Genomic DNA, 16,121 nt, shown 5'->3' with positions numbered 1-16,121 from the left:
CTGACTCTCCTGACAACCGGCCGCCAGCCAGGGCGCCGGGGCCCAGGTGCGGATACGATCCGCGCGAGGAGGTCGGATGAGCGTGGAGTGGGTGCCTCCCGGCGTTGACCCGGAGCGGCCGAGCGTGGCACGGGTGCACGACGCGCTGCTGGGCGGCATGGAGAACTTCGCCGCCGACCGCTCGGTGGCACGCAAGCTGAAGGCCGCGGTGCCCGAGGTGGTGGACCTCGTCTGGTGCAACCGCGCCTTCATCGGGCGGGTCGTCGACTTCCTGGTCCGCGAGGCCGGCATCAGGCAGATCATCGACCTCGGCGCCGGCCTGCCCACCGTGGAGAACACGCACGAGGTCGCCCAGTTCGCCGACCCCAGGGCCAAGGTCGTGTACGTGGACATCGACCCCATGGTCGAGCCGCACGCCCGCGCGCTACTCCACGGCAACCCGTACGCCGACGCGATCACCGCCGACGCCCGCGACGTGGCGGGCGTGCTCGGGCACCCCGCCGTGCTGCGCCTCCTGGACCTGTCGCAGCCGACGGCGGTCATCGCCGTCGGGCTGCTGCACCTGTTCTCCGACAGGGAGAACCCGCACGCGCTGGTCAGGGCCTACGCGGACGCGCTGCCGCGCGGCAGCTACCTGGCCGTCTCCAGCTTCCTGGCCTCCGACAACCCGAAGGCCAAGGCGCTGGAGGTGATGCTGCAGGCCACGATGGGCACCGGCTACTTCCGCGACCGGGCGGCCATCGAGCGCTTCTTCGACGGCCTGGAGCTGGTGGAGCCGGGCGTGGTGCACCTCCCCGAGTGGCATCCCGACGAGCGCCTGCCCGGCCCGCTCGCGTCCTGGGAGGAGCTGCTGCTGGGCGGGGTCGCCCGCAAGCCCTGACCCGCTCGAAGCGTCATATAACCCGCTTGGGGGCGCCTGCGCGAGCCCGTAAGCTGTGTGCCGTGCCGAGACGTCTGATTTGCTCCCCGCCCGCCGCCCACTAGCGGGCGGCATTTCCTGAAATTTCCGGGTCTGACCGATCCGGGGGTGGCCGCTGCCCGCACACCGGGCCCATTCCGACCACTCCACCCGGAGAACCCTGTCATGACCCACGTCTCCGCCCGGCGGGGCGCCCTTTACGTGTCCGTCGCCGCGACCGCCTGGGGCACCGGCGGCGCCGCCGGCTCCCTCCTCTTCGACACCGGCGGCCTCGGCCCCGTCGGCGTCTCCCTGTGGCGCTACCTGCTCGGCGCCGCCTTCCTGCTCCTGCTCACCCGGGGCACCCCCTTCACGTGGAACGGCCGCACGCTGCTCGTCGGCGCCGGCATGGCCGTCTACCAGACCGCGTACTTCGCCGCGATCGCCCACGCGGGCGTCGCCCTGGCCACCGTCGTCACGATGGGCGCCACCCCGGTCTTCACCGCGCTGGGCAGCCGCTTCCTGCTGCGCGAGCGCCTGGGCCGGATCGCGCTCGGCGCCCTGGCCGCCGCGCTGGCCGGGCTGCTCCTGCTCACGGGCGAGGCCGCGCTGCGGGCGGGCTCGTTCCCCGGCATCGCCTTCGCCCTGGTCTCGGCCGCCGGCTACGCGGGGGTCACGCTGCTGTCGCGGCACGGCAGGGACGACGACCCGCGCGCGGCGGCGGTCGGCGGGTTCGTGGTCGGCGCGGTGTGCCTGGCGCCGTTCGCGCTGGCGGAAGGGGTGGTGCCCGAGGTGAGCTGGGCCTCGGTGGCGCTGCTCGGCTACCTGGGCGCGGTGCCGACGGCGCTCGCGTACGGGCTGTTCTTCCGCGCGCTGACCGCCCTGCGGGCCACCACCGTGTCGATCATCTCGCTCGGCGAGGCGGTGGGCGCGGCGCTGCTCGGCGTGTTGCTGTTCGGGGAGCGGCTCACGCCGGTGGCCTGGTCGGGCTGCGTGCTGCTGCTGGCCGCCGTCACGGTGCTCGCCGCACGGGCGGAAACGGCGTGATGTGACGGTCCTGGGCGCCGGATGAGTTAAGGTCCGGTACGGCGACGCTTGCCGGATCGTCGCTCCGCTCCCCGGCCCCAAGGCCAAGCGACGGGCCCCGACGAATGAAGGGAACGGTGTCGGCGAAGCGTGCGTTGGAGGAACTGTGGCCTCGTTTAAGGGAATACTGAGGAACCTCCTGGATCGTCCTGGAGGCGTCCCTCTGACGCCCTATCAGAAGATCGTCAAGGCGGCCGAGGGCCGGGCGGAACGCCTGCGCGAGCTCCGTGAGCTCGACGAGCTGCCCAGGCCCGACATGAGCGATCTGGCCGAGTTCTGCGCCGTCGCGCGCGAGGCCGCCGACCGCACCTTGGGGCTGCGGCCGTACGACGTGCAGCTCCTGGGCACGCTCGCCCTGCTCGACGGCAAGGTCGCCGAGATGGCCACCGGCGAGGGCAAGACCCTGTCGGGCGCCATGGCGGCGGCCGGCTACGCGTTGCAGGGCAAGCGCGTGCACGTCATCTCGGTCAACGACTACCTGGCCAAGCGCGACGCCGAGTGGATGGGCCCGTTCTACGAGGCGCTGGGCGTCGGCGTCGGCTGGATCGACCAGAACTCCACGCCGGAGGAGCGGCGCGAGGCGTACGCGAAGGACGTCACGTACGGGCCGGTCAGCGAGATCGGCTTCGACGTGCTGCGCGACCGGCTGCGCACCGACGCGAGCGAGATCATCGTGCCCGCGCCCGAGGTGGCGCTGATCGACGAGGCCGACTCCGTGCTCGTCGACGAGGCCCGGGTGCCGTTGGTCATGGCCGGGGCGGCCGATCCGGGCAACGCGGTGCCGGAGATGGCGGCGCTGGTGCGCCAGCTCGTCCGCGGCTACCACTACGAGATCGACGAGCAGGCCCGCAACGTCTACCTCACGCCCAAGGGCGCCGACACCGTCGAGAACCTGCTCGGCGTCGACCTCTACGACGAGCACGAGCCGGGCACGCTCATCGAGCTGAACCTGGCCCTGCACGCCCACGCCCTGCTGACCCGCGACGTCGACTACATCGTGCGCGACGGCAAGGTGCAGCTCATCAACCCCTCGCGCGGCCGGGTGGCGCTGCTGCAGCGCTGGCCCAACGGCCTCCAGGCGGCCGTGGAGGCCAAGGAGGCGCTGGCGCCGAGCGAGAAGGGCGAGATCCTCGACTCGATCACCGTGCAGGGCCTGATCCGCCGCTACCCGCAGATCTGCGGCATGACGGGCACGGCGGTGGCCGTCAGCGAGCAGCTGGGCGAGTTCTACGGCCTCAAGGTCGCGGTCATCCCGTCGAACCGGCCGTGCGTGCGCGTGGACGAGCCCGACCGCATCTACCCGACCGTGCCCGACAAGGACGCGGCGCTGGTGGAGGAGATCCAGACCGTCCACGAGACGGGCCGGCCGATCCTCATCGGCACCCTCGACGTGGCCGAGTCGGAGAACCTCGCCAAACTGCTGCAGCGGCGCGGCCTGGAGCCGGTCGTCCTCAACGCCAAGAACGACGCGGAAGAGGCCGCGATCATCGCCAGGGCGGGCGAGCGCGGCGCCATCACCGTCTCCACGCAGATGGCCGGCCGCGGCACCGACATCCGGCTCGGGGAGGGCGTGGCCGAGCTCGGCGGCCTCTACGTGATCGGCTCGGGCCGGCACGCCAGCAGCCGCCTCGACGACCAGCTCCGCGGCCGCGCGGGCCGCCAGGGCGACCCCGGCGGCTCGGTCTTCTTCGTCAGCATGAAGGACGAGCTGATCACCCAGTTCGTCCCCGACGAGCGACCGCCCGCCGCCGACGCCGACGGGGTCGTCCGCCACCGGCGCGGCGCGTACCTCGTGGGTCACGCCCAGCGCGTCGCGGAAGGCGTGAACCTGGAGATCCACCGCAACACGTGGCGTTACACCCGGCTGCTGGAGCACCAGCGCGAGCTCATTCTGGAGTGGCGCGACAAGGTGCTGCACGGCGACGCCGCCGCGAAGGCGCTGGCCGAGGCCGACCCCGAGCGCTGGGCGGCCATGCCCGAGGACACCAGGGAGGAGACGGCCCGCCAGATCGTGCTGTACGCCATCGACCGCTGCTGGACCGAGCACCTGGCGTTCCTGACGGACCTGCGCGAGGGCATCCACCTGCGGGCGCTGGGCCGGATGAGCCCGATCGACGAGTTCCACCGCGAGGCGGTGGCGGAGTACAAAGCGTTGCTGGCCGAGGTGGAGAAGCGCTCGCTGGAGGCGTTCGAGGCGCCGGAGCCCGACCTGAAGCGGCCCACGGCGACGTGGACCTACCTGGTGCAGGACAACCCGTTCGGCACCGAGTGGGACCGCATCCTCAAGCGGGTCACGGCCGCCAGCCGGCGCGGCTGATCCCGTCTCGGGAGGCTCAGGGCCGCTTGGGGGTCACCCGACGGCGGTTCAGGGCCGCTCAGAGGTCGCCCGACAGCGGCTCAGGGCCACTTGGGGTCGCCCGACGGCACGACCGGCCCGTCCAGCACGCCCAGCCGCTCCAGCAGGGTGATGAACGTGGTCGCGTACGGCGACTCCGCCGTCACCGCGGCCACCCGCGGCCAGTCCACCTGCTCGCGCAGCGCGCGCACCTGCGCCAGCAGCGCGCCGTAGTCGCAGGCGTGCTCCGACAGCGGCAGCAGCCACGAGATGACCAGGTCGGTGGCCTCCAGCACGGGCACGATCACCGCCGACGCCTTCAACGGCTCGGCCCGGTCGAGCAACGCGTCGGTGATCGCCAGGTCGGACACCCGGAAGATCAGGTCCACCAGCCGGCCGTCGTCGTACGCCTTGACCAGCCAGTCCTCGGGCGGTTTGGCCGTCTGGAAGCCGAGCCCGCGCAGCGCTTCCAAGGCGGCGGGCACATCGTGCTCGGTCAGGACGAAGTCCACGTCGTGCAGCGAAGGGGCGGCGCCACGCGCGTACGCGGCGCACCCTCCGGCCAGCGCGAACTTCACTCCGGCGTCCTTCAGCCCCGAGCTGGCCCGCTTCAGCGTGTCGAGGATGGCGTCGGTGACCGCGTGACCGTGGCTACTCATGTGGTCGGGCTACCCAAACGATCGTCAAGTAGACGTTGGGAGCCAGGGGTTGCGGGTAGCGCGGGAAGCTATGACCGACATCCTGCAGAAGACGGAACAAGCCTACGAGAACGGGCACGACCGGCCGCTGGGCGGCTACGTCGGGCTGCTCGTCACGTACGGCGGAACGGTCGGCGTGGCCGCGGCCGTGGCGATGCTGGCGGGCCGCAAGGCGCCCGAGCAGATCGGCCTGATGGACCTGGCGCTGATGGCGGCCTGCACGCACAAGGTGTCGCGCCGCCTGGCCAAGGACCCGGTGACCAGCCCGCTGCGGGCCCCGTTCACCCGGTACGAGGGGCAGGGCGGCCCGTCCGAGGTGCAGGAGAAGCCGCGCGGCGCCATCGGCGAGCTGCTGGCCTGCCCGTTCTGCCTGGCCCAGTGGGTGGCCACCGCGTACGCGGCCGGGCTCGTGCTGGCTCCCCGGGTGACCCGGCTGGTGGGCGCGACGATGACGGCGGTGGCGGTCTCGGACTGGCTGCAGTTCGCCTACGCGAAGCTGATGAAGTCGGCGGAGGAGTGAGCAACCCTTCTCAGCAGGTTTCCCGGTAGGGCACCTCCGGAAGGTGCCGCCGCCACTCCGCGGGCGAGAGCGGCCCGTACCGCTCGCACACCCACGCGTCCGGCCGCGCGGGAGCGGCGGGCGCGGCCAGGTCGATGGTCAGGACGGTGCCGCGCCCGGCCAGCACGCGCAGCCACCGCCCGTCCGCCGAGATGGCGGCCTCGGCGGGCCGGTCCGCGGAGGCGAGCACCCGCCGGTCGGCGATTTGAGTGCCGTGGTCGAGCCGCCAGACCCGGACGCGGTCGCTGTCGGTGCTGATCAGCAGCCGCCCGTCCCAGCTGAAGCGCAGCCGCCCGGGGGAGGGGCGGTAGCGGCTGTTGTGGGTGGGCACCCCGTCCAGGCCGTAGATCTGGATGCCGGTCTCCTCGGCGATGGCCACGCGCACGCCGTCGGGGGCGAACGTGGTGTACTCCCACGGCATCCGCTCCAGCCACGGCGCGGGTGTCGCGCGGCCGCCGCGCCGCAGCTGCGAGCGTTTCCCGTCGAACACCAGCGCCAGCCGGTCGCCGGGGCCGATCACCGCGTACTCGCCGACGTAGGCGGCCCGCCGTGCCCGCAGGTCCCACGCCCACCGCTCGCCCGACTGCCTGGCCGCCGCGAACAGCAGCCGGCCTCCGGGGCTGAACCAGGCGGACTGCTCGCCGGGCGCGCCCAGCCCCCTGCCGAAGGGGCGGCCCATGACGCCGGTGCGCAGGTCGTACAGGTAGGAGCGGTCCACCCCGACCAGGGCCAGCGTGCGGTTGTCGGGGGCCCACGCCATCGCCCGGACGCTCTGCGCGGGGCCGGGCGCGGTGGCCAGCGTGCGGCCGGTGGCCAGGTCGTACAGCCGCAGCGTGCCCTCGTCGAGTGCGGCGAGCGTGGCGCCGTCGGCGGTGATGGCGTGCAGCGCGCGCGGCCCCGCGTGCGGGTCGGCGAACACCGCCACCGCCGGGTCGTACGCGGTCAGCGCCCGCCGGGCCTCGGGCGTGGGCGCCAGCCGCCACGCGGCCAGGGCCAGCCTCCATGCGGTCACCGGGTCGGCCACCCGCAGCGACTCGGCCCGCGAGGCGGCCACCCTGGACATCGTCTCGGCCAGCCGCCCGTCGGCCGCGCCGCGCTGCCAGAGCGCGAGCAGCACCGCCACCAGGGCCACCGACAGCAGCCCCGCCACGGCCGTGCGCCGCTTCCGCGCCCGTTCCCGTGCCCGCCGCCGCGCGTGCGCCAGGGCCTCGTCCAGGAAGGTCTGCTCGCCCGCGCTCAACGTCAGCCGCCGCCGCCCGCCGGCCGCCCACGCCAGCGCCCGGTCCAGCGGCTCCCCCTGGAGGAGCTGCGCCTCCCGCCGCCCGCCCGCCTCCCACTGCCGGGCCGCCCGCGCCAGCTCCCGGTGCACGGCCAGCCCGGCGCGCTCGCCGTCCAGCCACTCCCGCAGCCGGGGCCAGGCCCGCAGCAGCGCGGCGTGGGCGATCCGCGGCGGCTCCTCGATCAGCCCGGCCTCCCGGTACGCGGCCAGCACCCGCTCGATCGCGGCCGTCTCGTCGCCGGCCCGCCCGGCGACCAGCTCGTCCAGGCCGGCGCTCACCACGGTGTCGGCGCCCTCGGCGTCCACGCCGACCAGGCGCAGGAACACGTCCGGCACCAGAGCCTGCTCGGCGGGGCTGAGCCGCGCGTGGACGGCCTCGGCGCGGGCGCCGAGCGGCGGGTCGTCCACGGGCTCGGGCGGTAACAGGCGGCCTTGCTGCGACTGGGGCGCGTCGAGCAGGGACATGAGGAGCTGGCGGGCGCTCGGGCGCCGGTCGGGGTCGCGGTGCAGCGCGGCGGCGACGAGGCCGCGTAACGGCCGGTCGAAGCGCTCGCCGCCGTCGTCGCGCACGCCGGGTAATCGTTCGTCGGGCCCGTAGGCGGCGAAGACCAGCAGGCGGCCCCAGGCGTGCACGTCCGCGGCCGGGCCGCCGCCGTCGCCCGACAGGCCGAGCCCGACCAGGCGGGGCCCCTCGGCGCCGAGGACGACCTTGTCCGGCGTGAGCGCCCCGTGCGTGGCGCCCGCCTCGTGCACGGCCGCCAGCGCGGTGGCCGTGGCGGCGGCCAGCCGGTAGAGGTCGTCGCCCGCGTAGGGGCCGTGCCGGCACACCACCTGCCGCAGGGTGGGGCCCTCGATGTACTCGCTGACCAGGTAGGGCGGGTCGGTGTCGAGGCAGGCGGCGGTCAGCCTGGCCACCGACAGCGAGCGCACCTGCCCGGCCGCCTCGGCCGCCGCCGCGAGCCTGGCCCGCGCCTCGGCGTCGGGCACGCACGGCACGCCCAGGGCGTGGCGGGTGCCCGACTCGTCGTACGCCTCGCGCACGACGACCTGCCCGCCGCCGTCGAGCCGGGCGCCGAGCCAGTAGCCCCCCAGCCTGTCGGTCATGCGGGATGAGACGCCGCCCTTCTGGGAAAGGTTCAGGCGGGCTGTGCTTGTACGGGTCAGAACTGGTTCAGGCGGGCCGCCAACCGGTCGCGGTGCGGCGGCCACTCCTCTTCGAGGATGCCGAAACAGACGGTGTCGCGCCAGGTGCCGTCCGAGCGCTTGCGGTGCCGGCGCAGGGTGCCCTCGTGCACGCCGCCGATGCGCTTGATCGCGTTCTGCGAGCGGAGGTTGAGGTTGTCGGTCTTGAGCAGGACGCGGTTGTAGCCGAGGGTGAAGGCGTGGTCGATGAGCAGGAGCTTGCAGCTCGTGTTCACGGCGGTGCGCCAGACGGCCCGGCCGTACCAGGTCCAGCCGATCTCGATGCTCTGGTCGAAGCCGGGCACGTCGGCGTAGGTGGTCCAGCCGACGGCGCGCCCGCCGTCCTTGAGCACCACGGCGTGCGGCACGTGCACGTCGTCGTCGATCAGCTTCCTGGCGACCTTGCCCAGGTCCTCCTCGGTGCGCGGGGTGTCGATGGGCAGCCAGCGCCACAGCTCGTCGTCGCCGCCGCCGGCGGCGAACAGGTCGGGTACGTGGTCCATGGTGAGGGGTTCGAGGCGGACGACGTCGTTCTCGAGCACCACCGGCGCAGGCAGCTTCGCGGTCATGGCGGCAACCCTACGAGACCCCTTGTGCCACTTTTATGGCCACCTGCACCTTTTTACGGGGAACCACCTGTCGACACTCATACCGGCCGGTCGGTAGGCTCACGCCCATGGACTTCGCCTATGACCACGTCACCGAGGACCTGCGCGAGCGCCTGCTCCACTTCATGGACGAATGCGTCTACCCGGCCGAACCCGCCTTCGAGGAGCAGGCCGCCACCAGCGGCTGGAGCCCGCCGCCCCTGCTGGAGGACCTCAAGGACGAGGCCAGGAAGCGCGGCCTGTGGAACCTGTTCCTGCCCGGCGAGCACGGCGCCGGCCTGACGAACCTCCAGTACGCGCCCCTCGCCGAGATCATGGGCCGGAGCCCGTCCATCGCGCCCGTCGCCACCAACTGCGCGGCCCCCGACACGGGCAACATGGAAGTGCTGGCCATGTTCGGCAACGAGTGGCAGCGCAAGGAGTGGCTGCGGCCGCTGCTCGACGGCGAGATCCGTTCGGCGTTCGCGATGACCGAGCCCGACGTGGCCTCCTCCGACGCCACCAACATCGCCACCTCCATCACCCGCGACGGCGACGAGTACGTCATCAACGGCCGCAAGTGGTTCATCAGCGGCGCCATGAACCCCAACTGCAAGATCTTCATCGTCATGGGCAAGACGAACCCCGACGCGCCCAAGCACCGCCAGCAGAGCATGATCCTCGTGCCCCGCGACACCCCCGGCGTGCACGTCAAGCGCGGCATGCGGGTCTTCGGCTACACCGACGCCGACCACGGGGGCCACGCCGAGGTCGTGTTCGAGGACGTCCGCGTCCCGGCGGGCAACCTCATCGGCGAGGAGGGCGGCGGCTTCGCCATCGCCCAGGCCCGGCTCGGCCCCGGCCGCATCCACCACTGCATGCGCCTGATCGGCATGGCCGAGCGCGCGGTCGAGATGATGTGCAAGCGGGCCCTGGCCAGGACCGCGTTCGGCAAGCCCGTGGCGCAGCAGGGCGTCGTCCAGGACTGGATCGCCGAGTCCCGCATCAAGATCGAGCAGGCCCGCCTGCTCGTGCTCAAGACGGCCTGGCTCATGGACACGGTGGGCAACCAGGGCGCCCACACCGAGATCCAGGCAATCAAGATCTCCACTCCCGTCACCGTGGAGTGGATCCTCGACAAGGCCGTGCAGGTCCACGGCGCGGGCGGCGTCTCCCAGGACTTCCCCCTGGCCGGCCTCTGGGCCGGCGCCCGCTCCCTGCGCCTGGCCGACGGCCCCGACGAGGTGCACAAGCGGTCATTGGCCTATCGCGAGCTCAAGAGGTGGATGTGAACGAAGCTGAGATCAAGGAGCGCGTGGCGGCGTTCCTCGGCGAGCACGACCCCCATGGGGACCGGCTGGAGTTCCTGCGGGCCAGGTTCGACGCCGGGCTCGCCTGGGTGTGGTTCCCCGAAGGGCTCGGCGGCCTGGGCGTCGGCCGCGAGCTGCAGCAGGTCGTCGAGCGGGAGCTGGCCGACACGCCGCAGCTCAACAGCGGCAAGCAGGGCATCGGCCTGGGCATGGCGGCGCCGACGATCCTGGCGTTCGGGACCGAGGAGCAGAAACGCCGGTTCCTGCGGCCGCTGTGGACGGGCGAGGAGATCTGGTGCCAGCTCTTCAGCGAGCCCGGCGCCGGGTCCGACCTGGCCACGCTGGCGACGCGGGCCGTCAGGGACGGCGACGAGTGGGTGGTGGACGGCCAGAAGGTGTGGACGTCCGGCGCGCACCACTCCCGCTGGGCCATCCTCGTCGCCCGCACCGACCCGGACGTGCCCAAGCACCGCGGCCTGACGTACTTCGTGTGCGACATGCACGCGCCGGGCGTCGAGGTGCGGCCGCTGCGGCAGATCACCGGTGAGGCCGAGTTCAACGAGGTGTTCCTCACCGGCGTGCGGCTCTCCGACGACCTGCGGCTCGGCGAGGTCGGCGACGGCTGGCGGGTCGCGCAGACCACGCTGATGAACGAGCGCGTCGCCATCGGCGGCGCCCCCACGCGGCGCGGCGGCGGCGTCATGGCCACCGTCCTGTCGGCCTGGCGCGAGCACCCCGAGCTGCGCAGCCACGACCTGCACCAGCGGCTGCTGTCGCTGTGGGTGGAGGCCGAGGTCACCCGCCTGTCGGGGGCGCGCCTGCGCGAGCAGCTGGCCGCCGGGCAGCCCGGCCCCGAGGGGTCGGGCATGAAGCTGTCGTTCGCCAAGCTCAACCAGGCACTGACCGGCCTCGACGTCGAGCTGCGCCGCGACCTCGGCTACGACGACTGGACCTTCCGCCGCTCCGAGGACGTCGACTTCTACGGCCGCGGCCCCGGCTACCGCTACCTGCGGGCCAAGGGCAACTCCATCGAGGGCGGCACCTCCGAGATCCTGCGCAACATCATCTCCGAGCGGGTGCTCGGCCTGCCCTCCGAACCCCGTGTCGACAAGGACGTGCCCTGGAAGGACCTGCCGCGATGACGTTGCTGTACTCCGAGGTCGAGGAGGAGCTCAGGGCCTCCGTACGGGGCCTGCTGGCCGACCGCTGCCCGCCCGCCGCGGTGCTCAAGCGCATCGAGTCGGAGCCCACCGACCTGGACCTGTGGAAGACCCTGGCCGGCGAGATCGGCGTGGCCGGGCTGCTGATCCCCGAGGAGCTGGGCGGCGCCGGGGCGGGCCCGGCCGAGGCGGCCGTGGTGCTGGAGGAGCTGGGCCGGGCGGTCGCGCCGGTGCCGTTCCTCACCAGCGCGGTGCTGGCCACGCAGGCGCTGCTGCCGACCAGGGACGCGCTGCTGGGCGAGCTGGCCGAGGGGCGGAGGACGGCGGCGCTGGCCGTGTCGTTCGCCGCCTCCCCGTACGTGCCGGGGCGCGGCTCGTCCGTGACCGTGGACGGCGAGGGCCGGCTGTCCGGGACCGTCACCGGCGTGGCCGGGGCGGACGTGGCCGACGTGCTGCTGGTGCCGGTGGACGGCGACCTCTACGCGGCCGAGGGCGCGGCGGTCGAGGTCGTGCCGTCCCTGGACCTGACCAGGCCGGTCGCCACGGTGACGTTCGCGCGCACGCCGGCGCGGCGCGTGGGGGCGTGCGACGTGGCCGCCGTGCTGCGGTTCGGGGCGGGGCTGCTGGCCTCCGAGCAGCTCGGCGTCGCCGAGTGGTGCCTGGAGACGACGCTGGCCTACGTCAAGGAGCGCCACCAGTTCGCCCGTCCGGTCGGCTCCTTCCAGGCGATCAAGCACCGGCTGGCCGATCTCTGGCTGGACGTGGTGCGCGCCAGGGCGGCGGCCAGGAACGCGGTGGCGGACGCCTCGTCGGTCTCGGTGGCCGTGGCCCAGGCGTGGAACGCGGGTGTGGCCGTGCACGCGGCCGAGGAGGCCCTGCAACTGCACGGCGGGATCGGGATGACGTGGGAGCACCCCGTCCATCTCTATCTCAAGCGCGCGAAGGCGACGGAGATCGCGCTGGGCACGCCCGGCGACCACCGCGCCGCGCTGGCCTCACTCGTGGACGTGCCCGGCCCCGGGGTCGAGTGAGGTCAGCAGCAGGTCGGCGAAGTGCTTGCCCACCTGGGCGCCGGTCAGCGGCCCGTCCGCGTGGAACCAGCTGCCCAGGTGGTGCACCGAGCCGAAGAAGAAGTCGACGACCAGCTCCGCCGGTACGCGGTCGCTGAAGACGCCGGTGCGCTGCCCCTCGGCCACGAGCCCGCGGAAGCGCTCGTGGTAGCGGCGGCGCTCGGCCCGCACGGTCTTCTGCGTCTCGGGCGCGAGCAGGTGGATCGACCTGAAGAAGATCTTCGAGTCGTCGAGGTTGGCGGCCGTCGTCTCCACGACGTCGGCCGCGGCCCGGTGCAGGCGCTGCTCGATCGTGCCGGGGCCGTCGGCGATCTGCGTCAGCCGGTCCATCTGCATGCGCAGGACCCGCGCGTAGATCTCGTGCAGCAGGTCGTCCTTGGAGTCGAAATAGTGGTACATGGCGCCCTTGGTGACGCCCGCCGCCACGACGATCTCCTGAACGGAGGTGCTCTCGAAGCCCCGCTCGGCGAACAGCCGGGTCGCCTCGGCGAGCAACCGCTGCCTGACCGGTTCGTCTTTCACATGGTCCCCCTTGGTCACCGCCTTAGCATACCGACTGGTCGGTTGATGGTCTTGCGGGTACTAATTCCGTCACCTTAGGCTCGCCTTGGTTGGGGAGCGGGTATCCCTTGACCGGCGAGGGATCTTCGGCGTGGCAGATCCTGTACAACATCTACTTCATTCGGGGAGTTTGCCGTGCCCGGTGGCTCGATCTACGTGCAGCCCAACGAGAAGTACACAGGGTCGTCCCCGCAGTGGTGGTACGAGAAGTTCTGGCGCGAGGACGCGCCGAACCGGCGCAAGTACCGGTACGTCAAGGCGGGTGTGGGGTTCATCATCGGCGTGGCGCTCGGCCTGAGGTTCGGCCTCGCCGGCGTCTCCGCCCTGACCGGCGTGCTGGCCGCCGCGGCCGTGTACGGCGGAGACTGGTTTCTCGACTGGTACTCCTTCTACCGCACAGCGGTGTGGCGGGGCGCCCGGCGCGGTGAGCTGATCACCGGCCGCCTCCTGCGCCGCACGCTGCGGCGACGGGGCTACCAGGTGCTCGACGGCCGGGCCATCCGCGACCAGGCCAGCATCGACCACCTCGTGATCGGCCCGGGCGGCGTCTGGATCATCGACAACGAGTCGTGGGCGCCCGACGTCGAGATCGCCTGCTACGTGGGGCGGCTGTTCTTCGGCGAGAAGTACGGCAGCAAGACCGCCAAGGCGCTGGTCGACAAGGCCGAGGCGTTCGCCGAGCTGCTCACCCGCGAGACCGGCGTGCCCGTCACGATCACCCCCATGATCGCCGTCCACTGCGGCGTCCTGCCCAGGAACGGCGTCGTGTCCGCCGAGGGCCTCACGCTGCTGCGGCCGCGCACGGCGGCCCGGCTGATCAGGTCGGCCGACGCCGGCGTGCTCAACGACTCCCAGATCGAGCTGCTGGCCCGCACCGCCGCCCGCGAGCTGCAGCGCCTCTGATCTTGTACGGCGCTCACGCCAGCGTTTCGATGAACGCGGTGAGCTGGGCGACGTTGCGGCACTCGTACATAGGGACGACCGTGCCGTACTCGCTCGCGACCGAGTCGCCCGTGTCCCACTGCTGCCTCGGCTCGGGGTTGAGCCAGTAGGCGGAGCGGGTCCTCGACACCAGTGACTTGAGCACGTCGAGGGCGGGCGGCTGGTAGTTGGAGCGCGCGTCGCCCAGGATCAGCAGGGACGTCTTGGGGCCGAGCGCGTCGGCGTACCTCTCGGCGAAGCGCTCCAGGCTGTGCCCGTAGTTGGTACGGCCGAAGCGCACCATGTCCGCCTCGTTCGCCAGCCGCGTCATGGCCTCGACCACGTCGGAGCCCGGCAGGAAGAACCTGGTGATCTCGTCCACCGTGTCCACGAACCCGAACGCCCGCACCTTCGTGAACTGCTCGCGCAACGCGTACGTCAGCAGCAGCGTGAAGTGCGCGAACGACGAGACCGAGTCGCTGGTGTCGCAGAGGACGACCAGCTCCGGCTTGTGCGGCCGGGGCGGCTTGAAATGGGTGGTCAGCGGCACGCCGCCGCTCTGCAACGAGGCCCGCATGGTCCGGCGGAAGTCGAGCCGCCCCCGCCGGCCCTTCCTGTGCTTGATCGTCAGGCGCGCCGCCAGCCGCCTGGCCAGCGGATACACCTCCCTGCGCAGCCGCGCCAGGTCCGCCTTCGTGATGCGCAGGAAGTCGATCTGGTCGAGCGGCGGGCGCACGGCCGAGCGGGCGATGCGCTCGATGCCCGACTCCTCCGCGATCCGCCGCCGCACGTCGGTGGCCACCGCCTCCTCGAACCGCCGGATCCCGGTGTTGACCTGCTGGCGCACGGTCTTCTCCGCCAGCCCGCCGCGCTCGCGCCCCTGCAGCACCTCGCGCAGGATGCCCGCCATCAACGTCTCGGGGGACAGCGCCCGCAGCACGCTGTAGGAGAACCAGCTCTGCCGCCCCGGCCCCGCCGCCTCCTGCCGCCCGAACCGCTCCACCATGGCCTGCGCGAACTCGCGCATCTCCTGGTCGGTCGAGTCCGTCAACAATCCGGCGAGGTAGGCGCGCAGCTCCTTGAGGTCCGCCGTCTCCGGATTCATCCCGCCCTGGGGGCGTACGGCGCCGGCCAGCCCCGTCGTACTCGCCGGAAACCACAGATCGAACAGCACGTCGAACCCCGGCCGGTACGCCGGCTTCTTCACCAGCGTCGCCGCGTACGCCGCCCGCAACGACTCCCGATCCGCCAGCTCGATCACCCGCATCGCGTTGGCCGCGTCCAGCCCCTCGGCCACCGACACCGGCAGCCCGGCCGCCCGCAACGCGTGCACGAACCCGACATGCCGGTCCACCAGCGACCCGCGCGGCTCAGGCATCGGGCAGCCCCAGCTCCTTGACCGCCCGCTCGTGGTCGGAGGCGTGCTTGAGCACCACGCCCAGCGTCCCCGCCACCGTCGCCTCGTCCAGCTCCGCCCGCCCCAGTGCCAGCAGCGTGTTCGCCCAGTCCACGGTCTCGGCCACCGACGGCGCCTTCTTCAGCTCCAGCGCCCGCAACGTCGCCACCGTCCTGGCCAGCTGCTCCGCCAGCTCGGCCCGGATACCCGGCACCTGCGCCAGCACGATGTCCCGCTCCCGCTCCGGCGTCGGATACTCGATGTGCAGGTAGAGGCAGCGCCGCTTGAGCGCCTCCGACAGCTCCCGGGTCGCGTTCGAGGTCAGCACCACGTACGGCCGGCGCGTGGCGGCGACCGTGCCCAGCTCCGGAATCGTCACCTGGAAGTCCGACAGCAGCTCCAGCAGCAGCCCCTCCACCTCGACGTCGGCCTTGTCCGTCTCGTCGATCAGCAGCACCGCCGGTCCCTCGGACCTGATGGCCTTCAGCAACGGCCGCTCCAGCAGGAACTCCTCGCTGAAGATGTCGTCATCCGCACTCGTGGCCTGGATCCTGAGCAGCTGCTTCTTGTAGTTCCACTCGTACAGGGCCCTGGCCTCGTCCAGCCCCTCATAACACTGCAACCTGATCAGCTCCGCCCCGGTGGCCTGCGCCACCGCCTTGGCGAGCTGCGTCTTCCCCACCCCCGCCGGCCCCTCGACCAGCAGCGGCTTGCCCAGCGCGGCGGCCAGGAACACCGAGGTGGAGATGGCGTCGTCGGAGAGGTAGTCCACGGCGGCGAGCCGCTCCGTCACGTCGGCGGGCGAGTCGAACATGCATGATCCTGTCTGCCGGAGCCTGTGAGCTTGTAGCGCTTCAGCCTGGAGAGGCCGTCAGCCTGTGAGCCTGCGAGCCTGCGAGCCTGCGAGCCTGCGAGCCGAACTTTATTCTAGCCGGTGATGTGCCCCGGATACCGATTCGACCAGGATGCGGATCACCGGTATATTCCTGTCTGCCAGCGCGCCGCTAGCTCAGTTGGTCAGAGCAGCTGACTCTTAATCAGCGGGTCCGGGGTTCGAGTCCCTGGCGGCGCACCGCACG

At 72.4% G+C, this 16,121-nt stretch carries 14 protein-coding genes and 1 tRNA gene; 9 read left to right on the top strand and 6 right to left on the bottom strand.

The genetic code is table 11. From position 1 onward, the window contains the following. The first annotated feature begins 76 nt into the window (after positions 1-76). The 3 genes from KIS93_RS23260 to secA2 all read left to right on the top strand — a co-directional run bounded on the left by KIS93_RS23260 (position 77) and on the right by secA2 (position 4,301). Complete coding sequence (locus KIS93_RS23260) at positions 77-880, top strand: SAM-dependent methyltransferase (RefSeq protein ID WP_080045664.1); 804 nt, start codon at positions 77-79, stop codon at positions 878-880. Between the two features lie 204 nt (positions 881-1,084). Beyond that, complete coding sequence (locus tag KIS93_RS23255; protein ID WP_080045665.1) at positions 1,085-1,945, top strand: DMT family transporter; 861 nt, start codon at positions 1,085-1,087, stop codon at positions 1,943-1,945. A gap of 145 nt (positions 1,946-2,090) precedes the next feature. Continuing rightward, on the top strand, positions 2,091-4,301 hold the full coding sequence (secA2, locus tag KIS93_RS23250) for an accessory Sec system translocase SecA2 (protein WP_080045666.1): 2,211 nt from the start codon (positions 2,091-2,093) through the stop codon (positions 4,299-4,301). 80 nt (positions 4,302-4,381) lie between these two features. Here the strand turns inward: secA2 and KIS93_RS23245 are convergent, their stop codons facing one another. Further along, positions 4,382-4,978: a nucleotidyltransferase gene (locus KIS93_RS23245; RefSeq protein WP_080045667.1), complete on the bottom strand. Its 597-nt coding sequence runs from the start codon at positions 4,976-4,978 to the stop codon at positions 4,382-4,384. Between the two features lie 70 nt (positions 4,979-5,048). Between KIS93_RS23245 and KIS93_RS23240 the strand changes: the two genes are divergently transcribed. Further along, complete coding sequence (locus KIS93_RS23240; RefSeq protein WP_080045668.1) at positions 5,049-5,537, top strand: DUF1360 domain-containing protein; 489 nt, start codon at positions 5,049-5,051, stop codon at positions 5,535-5,537. A gap of 10 nt (positions 5,538-5,547) precedes the next feature. Here the strand turns inward: KIS93_RS23240 and KIS93_RS23235 are convergent, their stop codons facing one another. Next, complete coding sequence (locus KIS93_RS23235) at positions 5,548-7,959, bottom strand: nSTAND1 domain-containing NTPase (protein ID WP_080045669.1); 2,412 nt, start codon at positions 7,957-7,959, stop codon at positions 5,548-5,550. 56 nt (positions 7,960-8,015) lie between these two features. Further along, the gene (locus KIS93_RS23230; RefSeq protein WP_080045670.1) at positions 8,016-8,606 is read right to left on the bottom strand and encodes a GNAT family N-acetyltransferase; all 591 of its coding nucleotides are present in this window, start codon (positions 8,604-8,606) and stop codon (positions 8,016-8,018) included. Between the two features lie 107 nt (positions 8,607-8,713). Between KIS93_RS23230 and KIS93_RS23225 the strand changes: the two genes are divergently transcribed. Genes KIS93_RS23225 through KIS93_RS23215 form a run of 3 tightly spaced genes read left to right on the top strand, consistent with a single transcriptional unit; the run spans position 8,714 to position 12,125 of the window. Beyond that, complete coding sequence (locus KIS93_RS23225) at positions 8,714-9,916, top strand: acyl-CoA dehydrogenase family protein (protein WP_080045671.1); 1,203 nt, start codon at positions 8,714-8,716, stop codon at positions 9,914-9,916. Beyond that, on the top strand, positions 9,913-11,076 hold the full coding sequence (locus tag KIS93_RS23220) for an acyl-CoA dehydrogenase family protein (protein ID WP_155129218.1): 1,164 nt from the start codon (positions 9,913-9,915) through the stop codon (positions 11,074-11,076). The genes KIS93_RS23225 and KIS93_RS23220 overlap by 4 nt, the downstream gene beginning before the upstream one ends. Then, positions 11,073-12,125, top strand: a complete 1,053-nt coding sequence (locus tag KIS93_RS23215; protein WP_080045672.1) for an acyl-CoA dehydrogenase family protein — start codon at positions 11,073-11,075, stop codon at positions 12,123-12,125. The genes KIS93_RS23220 and KIS93_RS23215 overlap by 4 nt, the downstream gene beginning before the upstream one ends. On the opposite strand, the gene KIS93_RS23210 is transcribed toward KIS93_RS23215, so the two are convergent. Beyond that, entirely contained in the window at positions 12,090-12,686 is a 597-nt protein-coding gene (locus KIS93_RS23210; protein ID WP_230465841.1) for a TetR/AcrR family transcriptional regulator, read from the bottom strand. The genes KIS93_RS23215 and KIS93_RS23210 overlap by 36 nt on opposite strands. Before the next feature lie 174 nt (positions 12,687-12,860). On the opposite strand from KIS93_RS23210, the gene KIS93_RS23205 reads away from it, so the two are divergent. Further along, positions 12,861-13,628 (top strand): NERD domain-containing protein, encoded by a 768-nt coding sequence (locus tag KIS93_RS23205; protein ID WP_080045674.1) that lies wholly within the window; start codon positions 12,861-12,863, stop codon positions 13,626-13,628. Between the two features lie 13 nt (positions 13,629-13,641). Here the strand turns inward: KIS93_RS23205 and KIS93_RS23200 are convergent, their stop codons facing one another. Continuing rightward, the gene (locus KIS93_RS23200) at positions 13,642-15,024 is read right to left on the bottom strand and encodes a vWA domain-containing protein (RefSeq protein ID WP_080045675.1); all 1,383 of its coding nucleotides are present in this window, start codon (positions 15,022-15,024) and stop codon (positions 13,642-13,644) included. Further along, positions 15,017-15,856, bottom strand: a complete 840-nt coding sequence (locus KIS93_RS23195; protein ID WP_080045676.1) for an AAA family ATPase — start codon at positions 15,854-15,856, stop codon at positions 15,017-15,019. The genes KIS93_RS23200 and KIS93_RS23195 overlap by 8 nt, the downstream gene beginning before the upstream one ends. Before the next feature lie 184 nt (positions 15,857-16,040). Between KIS93_RS23195 and KIS93_RS23190 the strand changes: the two genes are divergently transcribed. Then, positions 16,041-16,114 (top strand) — tRNA-Lys (locus KIS93_RS23190). Positions 16,115-16,121 lie beyond the last annotated feature (7 nt).

This window comes from [Actinomadura] parvosata subsp. kistnae (assembly GCF_900323885.1).
GTDB lineage: Bacteria > Actinomycetota > Actinomycetes > Streptosporangiales > Streptosporangiaceae > Nonomuraea > Nonomuraea composti.
The sequence above is the reverse complement of the archived record's forward strand: the minus strand, read 5'-3'. Positions and strand labels throughout refer to the sequence as shown.

Excerpts from the sequence above, each read along its gene's own strand:
- KIS93_RS23235 (WP_080045669.1), bottom strand. The coding sequence starts at position 7,959 with ATGACCGACAGGCTGGGGGGCTACTGGCTCGGCGCCCGGCTCGACGGC.
- KIS93_RS23255 (WP_080045665.1), top strand. The coding sequence starts at position 1,085 with ATGACCCACGTCTCCGCCCGGCGGGGCGCCCTTTACGTGTCCGTCGCC.
- KIS93_RS23215 (WP_080045672.1), top strand. The coding sequence starts at position 11,073 with ATGACGTTGCTGTACTCCGAGGTCGAGGAGGAGCTCAGGGCCTCCGTA.
- KIS93_RS23200 (WP_080045675.1), bottom strand. The coding sequence starts at position 15,024 with ATGCCTGAGCCGCGCGGGTCGCTGGTGGACCGGCATGTCGGGTTCGTG.
- KIS93_RS23195 (WP_080045676.1), bottom strand. The coding sequence starts at position 15,856 with ATGTTCGACTCGCCCGCCGACGTGACGGAGCGGCTCGCCGCCGTGGAC.
- KIS93_RS23225 (WP_080045671.1), top strand. The coding sequence starts at position 8,714 with ATGGACTTCGCCTATGACCACGTCACCGAGGACCTGCGCGAGCGCCTG.
- KIS93_RS23230 (WP_080045670.1), bottom strand. The coding sequence starts at position 8,606 with ATGACCGCGAAGCTGCCTGCGCCGGTGGTGCTCGAGAACGACGTCGTC.
- KIS93_RS23240 (WP_080045668.1), top strand. The coding sequence starts at position 5,049 with ATGACCGACATCCTGCAGAAGACGGAACAAGCCTACGAGAACGGGCAC.
- KIS93_RS23260 (WP_080045664.1), top strand. The coding sequence starts at position 77 with ATGAGCGTGGAGTGGGTGCCTCCCGGCGTTGACCCGGAGCGGCCGAGC.
- KIS93_RS23245 (WP_080045667.1), bottom strand. The coding sequence starts at position 4,978 with ATGAGTAGCCACGGTCACGCGGTCACCGACGCCATCCTCGACACGCTG.